The organism is Streptococcus devriesei DSM 19639 (assembly GCF_000423725.1).
Classification (GTDB): Bacteria; Bacillota; Bacilli; order Lactobacillales; family Streptococcaceae; genus Streptococcus; species Streptococcus devriesei.
Genome location: NZ_AUIN01000001.1, coordinates 1 through 13,028, shown reverse-complemented (window position 1 = coordinate 13,028; position 13,028 = coordinate 1). Strand labels below are relative to the sequence as shown.

The window sequence follows — 13,028 nt, the reverse complement described above, 5'->3', positions numbered from 1 at the left end:
CCTGATTTTCTGCCATTTCCTTATTTTAACCGAGCGCTTAGGCCATCAGTACAGCAAGTTCGACAAACTTGCTGTCATGCTAAGTTAAACCGGTGAAAACTTAGACAGCCCAAAGACCGCTAAGTCTAACCGATATCATACCTCCTATTCAAAGGATATTATTTCCCAGTGAAATACTTAACAGCACTTTCAAAGAGTTTTTGGTCTTTGTTACCAGGAATATTTTGGAAAAGGCCGTCTTCAAAACGCTCTGAATGCCCCATTTTACCAATGATCTGACCGTTTTTGCTGGTAATGCCTTCAATAGCATTGACAGAACCATTAGGATTATATTTTGAATCCATGCTTGGCTGACCGTCAAAATCAACGTACTGGCTCCAAATTTGACCGTTGTCACGAAGCTCTGCAAATTCTTCTGCTGTTACAACAAACTTCCCTTCGCCGTGCGATACGGCAATAGCATGGATATCACCAACTTCAACACCTGCCAGCCATGGCGAATTGGTATTGGCAATGCGTGTTTCAACCATCTTAGCCACGTGCTGGTTAGCATCATTATAAAAGAGAGTTGGGCTTGTCTCAGTTGCCTCTTCAAAATTGCCATAAGGCAGCAGACCTGATTTCACCAGAGCCTGGAAGCCATTGCAAATACCGATAATCAGACCGCCGCGGTCAATAAAGCGGTCAATAGCTGAGCGAACTTTTTGATTGAGCAAGATATTGACGATGAATTTAGCCGAGCCATCCGGTTCATCCGCTGCGGAGAAACCGCCGGCAAAGAAAATGATATGAGATTTGTTAATGTTAGTCACCATAGTATCAACAGAGTGGGCAATGGCTGTTTCATCCAAAGTCACAAAAGGTACTAGATTAACCTGAGCTCCGGCTTGTTCAAAAGCCTTAGCCGAATCATACTCAGAATTGGTGCCCGGAAAAACAGGAATGTATACCAGAGGTTCAGCGACTGTTTCCTTTGCCTTAACAACAGTGTCAGAAACAACCTCAGGCACCTCTTCCAGTGCTCTACTTTGGTCAAATTCGGTCGGGTAAACCTCTTCCAGCCTGCCTTCGAAAGCCGCCAGAAGAGCTGGGCCATCAAGAACTGTACCGTTAATAGTCAGATTAAATTCAGGGCTGGTTTGACCAATTTTCACAGCTTCTGCAATATCTTCAGTACTGGTAAAGAGGAAACCGCCCAATTGAGCTGTCAAGATATTGTCAACTTTATCAAGCTCAACCTGTGCACCAATATGATTGCCAAAGCTCATAAGAGCAAGGCTTTCTGCAAGACCGCCGTATTTCACAGCAGCAGCAGCTGTCAACTTGTATTTACTTTGAATGCTTGACAAGGCTGTCAAGTTGTTTTTAATAGCTGCAAAATCGATCTCTTCAGCCAGAATTTGCCCAGGAAGATAATAAATCGTCTCTCCGGCTTGCTTGAATTCCGGTGAAAGCACGTGATCAACATCTGCCGTAGTCACCCCAAAAGCAACCAATGTCGGCGGTACTGTTAAATCTTCAAAGGTACCGGACATCGAATCCTTACCGCCGATGGATGGCAGTCCCAGCTGAGCTTGAGCCTCAATGGAACCCAGCAGAGCTGCTACCGGCTGACCGAAGCGCTCTGCTTGCTTATCCATACGCTGGAAATATTCCTGATAAGAAAAGCGGGCACGAGACCAATTTGCCCCTGTTGCAGCCAAGCGAGCTGTCGCTTCAATAACGGCATAAGCAGCGCCGTGATAAGGTGACCACTCTGCAATGTAAGGGTTATAGCCTTGCGCCATGACAGAAGCTGTCTTAGTAATACCGTTTTGAACGGGCAGCTTTTGCACAGAGCTTTCGGCAGGTGTGATTTGATAGCGACCGCCAAGCGGATGGTTTACCGTTGAGCGGCCGACTGAGGAGTCAAAAATGGTCTGCAGACCCTTTTGACTGGCATGGTTGAGATCTGAAAGAACAGTTAAAATATCTTGTTCAAGCGTTTCTGCTGAAGTTGTCCGCTGCTCCGGCAGCTTGACACCGCTGTCAACGACACTGGCATCAACAACCACGCGCACCCCATTCGTATCAAGGAAGGAGCGCTCAATATCAACGATAGTTTCGCCGTTCCAAGTCATGACCAGATTTGGTTTTTCCGTCACAGTTGCAACGGCAACCGCAGCAATATTTTCCTTGGCGCATTCTGCCATAAACTGTTCAGCATCTTCAGGCCGAACCACAACAGACATTCGTTCTTGGGATTCAGAAATAGCGATTTCCGTACCATTGAGCCCGGCATATTTCAAGGGCACCTTATCCAAATCAATTTCAAGACCGTCAGCTAATTCGCCGATAGCAACACAGACACCGCCGGCACCAAAATCATTAGATTTCTTAATTAAGGTTGTCACTTCAGGTTTACGGAAAAGGCGCTGAATTTTGCGCTCTTCAATAGCATTCCCTTTTTGTACTTCCGCACCTGCTGTCTCTACAGATTCAACCGTTTGAACCTTAGAGGAGCCTGTCGCACCGCCAATACCATCACGTCCGGTTTTACCGCCTAACAGTATGACAACATCACCGGCTACAGGTTTTTCGCGAACGACATTTTCTTTTGGTGCGGCACCTACAACAGCACCGAGTTCCATTCGTTTAGCCACAAAGCCCGGATGGAAATATTCCTTGACATAAGTTGTTGCCAGACCAATTTGATTGCCATAAGAGGAGTAGCCATGCGCTGCAGTTTTAGAAATAACCTGCTGCGGAAGTTTTCCTTTACGTGTTTCTGCTACCGGTCTTGTAATATCACCAGCTCCTGAAATTCTCATAGCCTGATAAACATAAGCACGTCCAGACAAAGGATCACGGATAGCACCGCCAATACAGGTTGCCGCACCCCCAAAAGGTTCAATTTCTGTTGGATGGTTATGGGTCTCATTCTTAAACATCAAGAGCCAAGGTTCCTTGACACCGTCAACATCCACTTCAATCTCGACTGAACAAGCGTTGATTTCATCAGACACTTCCATATCATCAAGACGCCCATTTGCCCGCTCATAGCGGCCAAAAATAGTTGCCATATCCATAAGTGTCTGCGGTTTGTCATCGCGTCCTAACTCATGGCGCATAGACAGATAATTGTCATAGGCTGCCTGCAGCTGTGATTGGAATTGCGACGCTGAGAAATCGATAGATTTCAGCTCTGTCTCAAATGTCGTATGCCGGCAGTGATCCGACCAATAAGTATCTAATACCTTGAGCTCCGTCTCAGTCGGTACCCGACCCAGCTGCTTAAAGTAATCTTGAATAAAGAGCAGATCATCCACTTCCATAGCCAAACCTTGCTCAGCCTTATAGGCAGCAAAATCCTCCGCCTGATAAGTAGTAAAGAAATCAAGCTTGGGAATGGTTTTATCGGAGCTGGAAAATTCCTGAGGCTGAATTCCCGCTCGTATATCCTTAAAACGTGAGTCAACAGGATTAAGCAGATAGTTTTTGATCGCCTCCAATTCAGCTTCTTCAACTGTCTGATTAACCAGATAGAGCTGGGCTGTATTAACCCGCACATCATCAGCTGCACCAAGCAGAAACAGCGCTTCCTGGGAACTGGCAGCACGCTGGTCAAACTGACCGGGCAGGGCCTCAATAGCAAAGTAAGCAGAGCTATCAAGAGCTTCAGACACTTGTTCCTCAGTTAAAATAGCATCTGTTACCTGTTCCGAAAAGAGATGCTTCTCAGCCTTGTCCAAAAGTTCCTCAGACAAATTAAAAACATCGTAAACTTGTATAATTCGCAAATCTGACAGTGTCTTTAGCTGTAAATTATGGCTCAGCTCCTTGACCAGAGACTCCGATTTAACGCGAAATGCTGCTTTTTTTTCAACAAAAATACGTTTATCCATACTTTTTCCTACTTGATTCCCTTCAATCTCTCTAAAACGACCGTATAGACATCTGTCAGCTCACCCAGCCCGCGGCGGAAAACATCTTTATCCATGTGATGGCCTTGTGCATCCCAGAGGCGGCAGTTATCCGGTGAAAACTCGTCCGCTAAAATAATATTACCAGCCTTGTCTTTGCCAAATTCCAATTTAAAATCAATCAGTTTAAGGCCGATTTGCTGAAACCAGTCGGACAGCAAGTCATTAATGCGACGCGTTTCTGCCTTGATATAAGCAATATCCTCATCATTAGCAGCACCTAAAAATTTGACGTGTTCATCATTGATAAAAGGATCATCCAGCTCATCATTCTTATAGTAAAATTCTACAATCGGCACATCCAGCTTAATGCCCTCTTCAACGCCAAAACGTTTGGAAAAAGAACCTGCAGTGTAGTTACGAAGCACCACTTCAAGCGGAATGATATCAACTTTTTTATTTAACTGCTCCGTGTCTGAAATTTTCTCAATAAAGTGGGTTGCAATTCCTGCTGCATTTAATTTTTCAAAAATTAAAGACGAAATCTGATTATTTAACTGCCCTTTACCTGCAATCTGCTCCTTTTTAACACCGTTAAAAGCAGTTGCTTGGTCCTTATACTGCGCAATAATCACATTTTCGTCTTCCGTTGCAAAAATATCCTTGGCCTTACCCGAATAAATAAGTTCTCTGGTCATTAAATCGTTCGCCTTTCATATATTCTACTTTAGATTTTAACACACGAAATCCTATAATTCAAGATTTAACAAACTTTGTTACATAACAAAAATAAAATCGTTCGTTATTTACGAACGATTTTATTTTTTAAATCTTTGTTCAAGGTAATCTGCCAATTCTCCCATCGTTTGGATATCTTCCACATCTTCATCAGGAATATCAAGATCAAATTCATCTTCTAAGGTAATGATAAACTCCACGAGAGCAATCGAATCCACTCCCAGATCATCATTAAAAGCAGTCTCTTTGGTTACCTCTAGTTTCTCATCGTGCAGCTGTTCCTTAATCAGAGCAGAAAGTTTTGCAAAAATCTCGCTATTAGTCATTCTAATCCCCCTTTTTAGAAAATTCTCCCACTAATTGTCCCACAACATCGGTTTCAAGCATTGTGCGTATCTGCTTTATCGTGTAATAAACAGACTTAGCATCACTTGCGCCATGGCACTTAACAACCGGTGCTTTAAGTCCAAAAAGAACTGCACCGCCGGCACCTGAATAATCCAAATTATCCTTCAAATCATAAAGACTGTTTTTCAGTAAAAAGGCTCCCAATTTTGCTCTAAGACCGCCTTTTTTAATAGACGTTTTCAGCTGTCCCATAATACCAAGTGCTGTTCCTTCAATAGCTTTCAAGACCGCATTTCCCGTGAAACCATCGGCAACAACAACATCAGCAGCACCATTCATCAAATCCCGCGCTTCAACATTTCCGATAAAATTAAGCGACTGATCAGCTGATAAAAGCTCAAAAGCCTCCTTGCGCAGTGAATCTCCCTTGGTTGATTCCGTACCATTATTGAGCAGACCAATACGCGGATTAGCAAGGCCGCGGACATTTTGCGCATAAAAAGATCCTAAAATAGCATATTGATGCAGATGGCGGGCTGTATTTTCAGCATTGGCTCCCAAATCAAGCATATCAAATCCCTGACCATTAACTGTCGGCAGCGTGGACATGAGACCCGGACGATCAATATTTTTGATACGGCCGACAACAAAAAGACCGGCTGCAAGCAAGGCTCCTGTATTTCCTGCAGAAAGTACAGCGTCAGCTTTACCATCTTTAACTGCCTGCGCTCCTAAAATCATAGAAGCCTGTTTCTTCTTACGGACAGCCTTGGCTGGCTCGTCATCCGAATCAATCTTTTCATCAGTATGAATAATAGTGACGCGCTCATTAGTCTGAAGGTAAGGTTTAATCTTACTTTGGTCTCCGTAGAGCTGAATTTCAATATCTGAAAACTCTGCTAAAGCTTGGTTAACACCTTCAATAATAGCCTGAGGTGCATTATCTCCCCCCATAGCATCAACTGCAATTTTTTTCATTCTTATTTCCTTTTTTTACAATTATCCTTAATTATACCATGAACAAAAGGGCTTTAAACGTTACAAAAAAATAACAAATAATCTAAACAGACCTTATCTCTTAGTCATCATTTTTCATCACGCTGCCCCATTTATCCAAATCATCAATAAATTTCTTGCTTTTTAAATGAAGGCCCACATAATCTTCATAAAGACCATCAATAAATGTCCGAAGCTTCTTTTTCATATCAGCTTTCACCGAAATTGTTTGTAAATCCTCAAAACGCAGAGACTGAAAACGATCCAGCAAATAAGGCACATTGGGATCTAAGTGACTGCGATGCTCATCTTTTTCATAATGTTCGGGGCACAGCAATCCGGAATAACGGTGAGAAAAATCAAAAGCCAGCCCCACACGATGACAAATACAGCATTCATGGAAATTGAGCTGAACACCAAAACGTTCCAAAATCTGAATTTCAAAGATATTCGTCAGGATTTCATAATCAAGTCCCTCATTCATTAGCTCCAGTGTTTTAACCAGAAAAGCAAAAAGACTGGCATCAAAACTGGCATCCGGAATAGCGGCATCCGCCAAAGCAACAAGGTAGCTGGCATAGGCTAATTTATAGATATCAGCATTAATCTCCTTAAAAAGAGAGACCTCCTTATAATCTTCTATATAAGAAAGCCCTGTATCATTAATCTTTAAGATGAAATTAGCCACAGTCAGCGGCTCAATAACCGAAGACAGCTTTGAATTACCGGCATGGCGTACAAAAAACATGTGCTTGCCTGAACTTTCCGTAAAAATTTTAACTAACTTATCATTCTCACGAAAATGACGATTGTAAAGCACCAAGCCTCTGGTTTCCTTAGTCTGCATACTGCTCCATAAATTCTTTCAAGCGTTTCATGGCTTCTTTAATCGTTTCCATGCTGGCTGCATAAGAAATTCTGACGTATCCTTCGCCGTACTTGCCAAAGGCAACTCCCGGAATAAAGGCTACTGCTTTTTCTCTGGCAAAATCCTGCAAAAATTTAAAGGAATCCTGACCCTCGGCAACAGGAATTTTAGCAAAGATATAGAAAGCGCCGTCAGGTTTAATTATTTTAAAGCCCATTTCTTCCATTTTTTCAATGATATAGTCTCTGCGCTTGATATATTCTGCTTTCATTGGCAAAGCATCATTTTTACCATTTACCAAAGCTTCGATGGCCGCATACTGAACACTGGTAGTCGCTGCAGTAACCAAATATTGATGGCTCTTGATTAATTGCGCCGTTAAAAGAGCCGGTGCAAAAATCAAGCCTAAACGCCAGCCGGTCATAGCATGTGATTTGGACAGACCAGATATAAGAATCGTCTGTTCCGGTAAATATTCCGCAATAGAAACATGCGCTTCATCCGTATAAGTTAATTCCGCATAGACTTCATCACTGATAACAAAAATATCGTATTTTTTAAGGACGCTAGCCAAATCCTTTATTTGCTGACGTGAATAGGTAACACCTGTCGGATTAGTAGGATAATTAAGAATAACTGCTTTCAGGGCTGCTCCCTCGTCTATGATGGCTTTTTCAAGCATTTCAGGCGTCAGCACAAAATCATTGGCTCTGGTATCAATTTCAACAACATCTCCCCCAACCAAATTGACAATAGGCTCATAGCCGGGATAAGCAGGCGCCGGCAAAAGAACCTTATCCCCAGGTTCTATGATAGCTGTTAAAGCAGCTGAGAGAGCTTCAGTGGCACCAATAGTAACTAAAATTTCATTATCCGGATTGTAGTTAAGATGATATTTTTCTTTGACAAAAGCACTGGCTGCCTGCCTCAGCTCCAAGAGCCCTGCCATGCCTGTGTAATGACTTTTATCAGCATCAATGGCTTTTTTGGCAGCTTCCTTGATGTGTTCTGGTGTTGGAAAATCCGGTTCTCCCAAAGTTAATTTCAAAACCCCCGGAATATCTGAAATCGACTGATCAAATTGACGAATCATAGAAACTTCAATTCGGTCTAAATTCTTATTAAAACGCTTGCTCAAATCCATAAAAACACCCCTTACAAATATATTATCATTATTATACACCAAAAAATCGCCTTTTTCACCCCATAAAAAAATCGCTTTACAGCGATTCCAGGTTGTAGACAAACTTCCAAAACTAAATTCGCTCTAAAATTTCATCATAGAATAATATCACTTTTCATTTTTGTAAAATGATATAGAAACGATCAAAGCCTAACCTGATACTTTCCGATGTAGCAAAAGAGGCAGAAACATTGAGTTTCTGCTTCTCGGAGATTTTGAGACCTAGGCTCAAATCTTAGGTATGGAATTCCAACGGAAGTCGCTATGACGATTGCCGTTAGAAATCGATACTATTTCTAACGGCAATCTAATGCAAAACCTAGTCAAGAGCTATAGCCTTGGCGTTTGGTTTTGCCGTCCGTGCTACCTAAGGAAAGTATCATAACAAAATATTACTTTTTGAGAAAATAGACTTTTTCTTCAGTCTGAAATCGCTTTACAGCGATTCTTCTTTTATTGTGGATAAGTAAATTCAAACAGAGGTGAAAGCGGACGTTTTTCATGCACACGGATGATGGCTTCAGAAATGAGATCTGCAATCGAAATTTGCTCAATCTTATCAATCAAACGTTCCTGCGGTAAATCAATAGTATCTAAAACAACCAGCTTTTCAATCGCAGAATTCTGAATATTATCTAAAGCAGGCCCTGACAGCACAGGGTGGGTACAAGAAGCATAGACCGCTGTTGCTCCGGCTTCAGCAAGAGCATCCGCAGCGTGGGCAATGGTTCCTGCCGTATCAATCATATCATCGATTAAAATACAGGTTTTCCCGGAAACATGACCAATAATATTCATCACTTCACTGGTATTCATTTTATTAACATTTCGCCGCTTATCAATAATAGCAATCGGCGTTTGGAGGAATTGAGCCAGCTTACGGGCACGCGTAACGCCGCCATGATCAGGACTGACAACAACATAATCACTGCCGCACATACCGCGACGGACAAAATAATCAGCAATCAAAGGTGCTCCCATCAAGTGATCGACAGGAATATCAAAGAATCCTTGAATTTGAGCAGCATGCAAATCAACGGTCAAAAGACGGTCAACACCTGCTACTGCAAGCATATTGGCTACTAACTTGGAGGTGATTGGTTCGCGAGCACGGGCTTTTCGGTCTTGGCGGGCATAACCGTAGTAAGGCATGACAACACTGATCGTTTCAGCACTGGCACGTTTCAGAGCATCAACCATAATTAAAATTTCCATTAAGTGGTAATTAACAGGTGAGCTGGTTGACTGTAAAATAAAAACATGTTTCCCGCGAATAGATTCTTCAATATTAACCTGAATTTCACCATCAGAAAATTGACGGACAGTTGATTTTCCAAGACTGATTCCGATCGTTTTGGCTACTTTTTCTGCTAATTCTTTGTTTGAAGACAGAGCAAACAATTTTAAATTAGAATACGACATAATTCCTCCAAAGTTTTAATCCCTTTCCATTTTAACGTTTTTAAGGCAATTTTTCAATTAGATTTACGAGGATATTTTGAGAAAAAAGAAAAAGATAAGACGTATCTTATCTTTTTACATAACTTTTTAGTGTGGATAGATGTAGCTTACACTTCCTGGATTGAACCATCCACGGTAGTTACCGATAGATTGGTTACCATTATAATTAGCTTCTTGAACTTGAATTTGACCGCCTTGAACACCTGTAACGTAAGCAACGTGTCCATAACCGCCGTCATTCCATACTGCTACAGCGCCGGCTGTAGGTGTAGAACCAACTCTGAATCCTGCTGATGCTGCACTAGCTGCCCATTGGCCGCCATTACCCCAGTAATTACCAACCCAAGGAGCAAGTGATTTAACACCCCAAGTACATTGACCAACTGGATATGTGTTTGCAGAAGAAGTATTAGATGCTGCCGCTGCCGGAGCTGCAGTTGTAGTACTTGCTGCTGGTTGCTGTGCTTGCGCTGCACTTTGTTGTGCTGCTGCAGCATTGGTATTATTAGCTGCTGGAGCCGCTTGCTGTGCTGCAGATTCACTAGCTTGTGCCGCTGGAGCTGCTTGTTCTTGTGAAGCTTGTGCTTGATTGTTAGATTGAGCATTCGCATCAGTAGCTGGCTGCTGTGCTTCTTGAGTTTGTTGATTAGCTGCTGCTTGCTGTTGTGCTTGTTCTTGTAAAGCTTTAGCTTCGGCTGCTGCTTTAGCTTCAGCCGCTGCTTGTGCTGCTGCAGCCTGACGAGCTGCTTCTTCAGCTGCTGCTTTTTGAGCAACCAAAGTAGCTTTTTGATTTTGTGCAGTTGACAATTCAGCTTGTAAGTTTAATTGAGCTGCTTCCAATTGTGCTTTTTGCGTTGTTAAAGCATTTGTATTTTGAACAATTACTGCTTGGTTAGCTGCAACGGTATTAATAGCTGCTTGGTTTTGCTGTTGTTTTTGTTCAACAGCTGCTTTATCTTGCTCTTGTTGCTTAAGCATTTTTTTATTTGCTGAAACAACTTCGCGGATAGCTGAAACACGGTTAATAGCATCAGAAACTGATTTTGAATTAACAATAGCGTTAACATAGCTTGCCGCTGCATTGCTTTTTTGAGCACTGCGAGCTTGTTTTTTCAAAGATTCGTTACGTGCAACAATCTTATTTGAAAGAGTTTGAATTTCTTTCCCTAAAACAACAGATTGAGCTTCAAGTCTTTGGTTTTCAGCTTGTAATTGTGCTTGCTGTGTCTGCAAAGCACTAACTTGTCCCTGAATAGTATTGACTTGTGTTTGTGCTGCTTGCTGTTGAGCATTTAAATTGTTAATTTTAGCATCTTGCGACGCAATTTGTGAATCAAAATCATCAGCACTTACAGATGACAACACTGTCGCAGAGCTAAGTGTCACACCACTAACTAAAACTGCAGATAAAATTCTTTTTTTCATTACAAATATAACTCCTTTTTCGATAAGACTCTATTATTATATCAAAAAAAGCCGCTTTATATATTACGGCATTATTACATTTTTATTTAAAAAGCTTTAATGGCGCCTTTCAAGATAGGTTTTCTCTAAGAGTTTTTGCAATAAAAGAAAAGCAATTATATTGAAAATCAAGGATGGTGCTAAGTTATAAGTAACAAAATCATTTAACGGATAAGCTGTTAATTGATAAAAATAGGCTATAGCAATACTGCTAAAATCAAGGAAGAAAATCAGAATAAAGAAAATTAAGAAACGCGATAGCGGTCTCTCGCTGCTGATGTGCTTCCAGATTTTAATCATAATGACCGCTATCAGCGGGAACAGCAGTGTTGCAATTCCAAAATTATAGATTCCCAAGTAGTAAAAATCATAGATAATCCCTAAAAGAAAGGCCAAGATAAAGACAAAATAAGGATTAAAAATAATGGTATAAAATAAGAAGAAAAGAATCAAGAGATGGCTGGAAACAATAAACTGATTATGGAACAGGCTCCGTGATAATAATGACAGGTGCCCATCCAAAAGCAAGAGGAGAAAAGCTAATAAAATAGCAAACGGTTTATTTTTAAAGACAGACATGGTTAATCACCTACCAAGGTTACGTGGGAAATATCTGATAAATCAATCGCTGGTTTGACAATAATTTTTCGCGAAAGATTGTTGGAGTTATCTTCTTCAGAAACAACTTTGCCAACAGAAATGCCTTCTGTGCTCTGACCGTCCAAGCCACTGGTTGTAACAATATCTCCCTTTTGAACTTTAAGAGAGGAAGTCAGCTGTGTGATTTCAAAGGTCCCGGATTCGCTGTCATAATGCGTTAAAATACCAAAAACATCTCCTTTTTTAGCAGCAATTTTAACAGGAATCTCATCGATATTCTTGGTATTGGAAAGCAACTTTACAGAACTCGAACTGGCGGTTATCTGAGCAACTTTTCCAATTAAACTGCCATTGGAAAGAGCCAGCATGTTCTTAGTAACTCCGTCCTTTTCCCCTAAATCTATAGTCAGAACGTCCAGCCAAGAGACAGGTGATCGAACGATAACTTTAGAAGACAGGACTGTTTGATCCGGAAAAGATTTTTTAATTTTTAAGGTTTTCCGAAGTGCCGTATTTTCTTCTTTTAGTTTTTCGATCTCACCTTGCTGCCCTTCGAATTGTTCTACTTTGCGCTTTAATGATTTATTCTCCGAATTCGCATTAAATAGCTGTTTCGTGCCATCGATCAATTGAAACGGTAAATTTAGAATTTTATCAACGCTGGAAACTGCAGTATTGACTGGTTTAGACACTGATTTTATGACAATAGAATCTTGAAAAATAAAAAAAAGTCCTATTGAAATTGCCAGCAGCGCCGTAACAACAAGAACAATAAAACGCGATAATCTAATTTTTTTCATTTTAACCACCCGCACACAAGCTATAAATAAAACGAGATATCAACAGATAATCTCGTTTAACTACGGAGAATGGGGGATTCGAACCCCCGCGCCAGTTTCCCGACCTAACGATTTAGCAAACCGTCCTCTTCAGCCTCTTGAGTAATTCTCCAAATATATATGGGCACGAGTGGACTCGAACCACCGACCTCACGCTTATCAGGCGTGCGCTCTAACCAGCTGAGCTACGCGCCCAAGCTTATTGCTTGGCTATACTATAAAAGCGGGTGACGAGAATCGAACTCGCGACAACAGCTTGGAAGGCTGTAGTTTTACCACTAAACTACACCCGCTAAAATGGCGCGAGACGGAATCGAACCGCCGACACATGGAGCTTCAATCCATTGCTCTACCAACTGAGCTACCGAGCCTTCCTATTGCGGGAGCAGGATTTGAACCTACGACCTTCGGGTTATGAGCCCGACGAGCTACCTAACTGCTCCATCCCGCGACAATAATAACAGTATTCAGACTAAAATCCTAGTAAAAAAGATAAACTTCCTTGCGTGCTAACCACGCTGCGTCAGTTCCCTACTTTTATACGGATTTTCTTAACGTCTTCATGACTTAAGGAGGATGTGGGATTCGAACCCACGCACGCTTTTACACGCCTGACGGTTTTCAAGACC

At 41.6% G+C, this 13,028-nt stretch carries 10 protein-coding genes and 5 tRNA genes; all 15 read right to left on the bottom strand.

Features of this window, described 5'->3' with window-relative positions; genetic code table 11:
• Positions 1-158: 158 nt before the first annotated feature.
• The 15 genes from G573_RS0100075 to G573_RS0100005 all read right to left on the bottom strand — a co-directional run bounded on the left by G573_RS0100075 (position 159) and on the right by G573_RS0100005 (position 12,850).
• Entirely contained in the window at positions 159-3,884 is a 3,726-nt protein-coding gene (locus G573_RS0100075; protein ID WP_027974820.1) for a phosphoribosylformylglycinamidine synthase, read from the bottom strand.
• Between the two features lie 8 nt (positions 3,885-3,892).
• Positions 3,893-4,600: a phosphoribosylaminoimidazolesuccinocarboxamide synthase gene (gene purC / locus G573_RS0100070; protein WP_027974819.1), complete on the bottom strand. Its 708-nt coding sequence runs from the start codon at positions 4,598-4,600 to the stop codon at positions 3,893-3,895.
• A gap of 120 nt (positions 4,601-4,720) precedes the next feature.
• A complete protein-coding gene (gene acpP, locus G573_RS0100065; protein ID WP_027974818.1) occupies positions 4,721-4,966 on the bottom strand; it encodes an acyl carrier protein in 246 nt (81 codons plus the stop codon).
• A 1-nt stretch (position 4,967) separates the two neighbouring features.
• Complete coding sequence (plsX, locus tag G573_RS0100060; protein ID WP_027974817.1) at positions 4,968-5,966, bottom strand: phosphate acyltransferase PlsX; 999 nt, start codon at positions 5,964-5,966, stop codon at positions 4,968-4,970.
• A 100-nt stretch (positions 5,967-6,066) separates the two neighbouring features.
• On the bottom strand, positions 6,067-6,831 hold the full coding sequence (recO, locus tag G573_RS0100055; protein ID WP_027974816.1) for a DNA repair protein RecO: 765 nt from the start codon (positions 6,829-6,831) through the stop codon (positions 6,067-6,069).
• The gene (locus tag G573_RS0100050) at positions 6,821-7,996 is read right to left on the bottom strand and encodes a pyridoxal phosphate-dependent aminotransferase (RefSeq protein ID WP_027974815.1); all 1,176 of its coding nucleotides are present in this window, start codon (positions 7,994-7,996) and stop codon (positions 6,821-6,823) included. Before G573_RS0100050 ends, recO begins: the two co-directional genes overlap by 11 nt.
• A gap of 492 nt (positions 7,997-8,488) precedes the next feature.
• Positions 8,489-9,457 carry a ribose-phosphate diphosphokinase gene (locus tag G573_RS0100045; protein WP_027974814.1) on the bottom strand — a complete coding sequence of 323 codons (969 nt, stop codon included), beginning with the start codon at positions 9,455-9,457 and terminating at the stop codon, positions 8,489-8,491.
• A gap of 126 nt (positions 9,458-9,583) precedes the next feature.
• Entirely contained in the window at positions 9,584-10,921 is a 1,338-nt protein-coding gene (locus G573_RS0100040; protein WP_027974813.1) for a CHAP domain-containing protein, read from the bottom strand.
• A gap of 96 nt (positions 10,922-11,017) precedes the next feature.
• The gene (gene mreD / locus G573_RS0100035) at positions 11,018-11,539 is read right to left on the bottom strand and encodes a rod shape-determining protein MreD (protein ID WP_027974812.1); all 522 of its coding nucleotides are present in this window, start codon (positions 11,537-11,539) and stop codon (positions 11,018-11,020) included.
• A 2-nt stretch (positions 11,540-11,541) separates the two neighbouring features.
• Positions 11,542-12,360, bottom strand: a complete 819-nt coding sequence (mreC, locus tag G573_RS0100030; protein WP_027974811.1) for a rod shape-determining protein MreC — start codon at positions 12,358-12,360, stop codon at positions 11,542-11,544.
• Positions 12,361-12,423: 63 nt separating this feature from the next.
• A tRNA-Ser gene (locus G573_RS0100025) sits at positions 12,424-12,511 on the bottom strand.
• Between the two features lie 9 nt (positions 12,512-12,520).
• A tRNA-Ile gene (locus tag G573_RS0100020) sits at positions 12,521-12,594 on the bottom strand.
• A gap of 27 nt (positions 12,595-12,621) precedes the next feature.
• Positions 12,622-12,692, bottom strand: a tRNA-Gly gene (locus tag G573_RS0100015).
• A 5-nt stretch (positions 12,693-12,697) separates the two neighbouring features.
• Positions 12,698-12,770 (bottom strand) — tRNA-Phe (locus G573_RS0100010).
• A 6-nt stretch (positions 12,771-12,776) separates the two neighbouring features.
• Positions 12,777-12,850 (bottom strand) — tRNA-Met (locus G573_RS0100005).
• Positions 12,851-13,028: the final 178 nt, after the last annotated feature.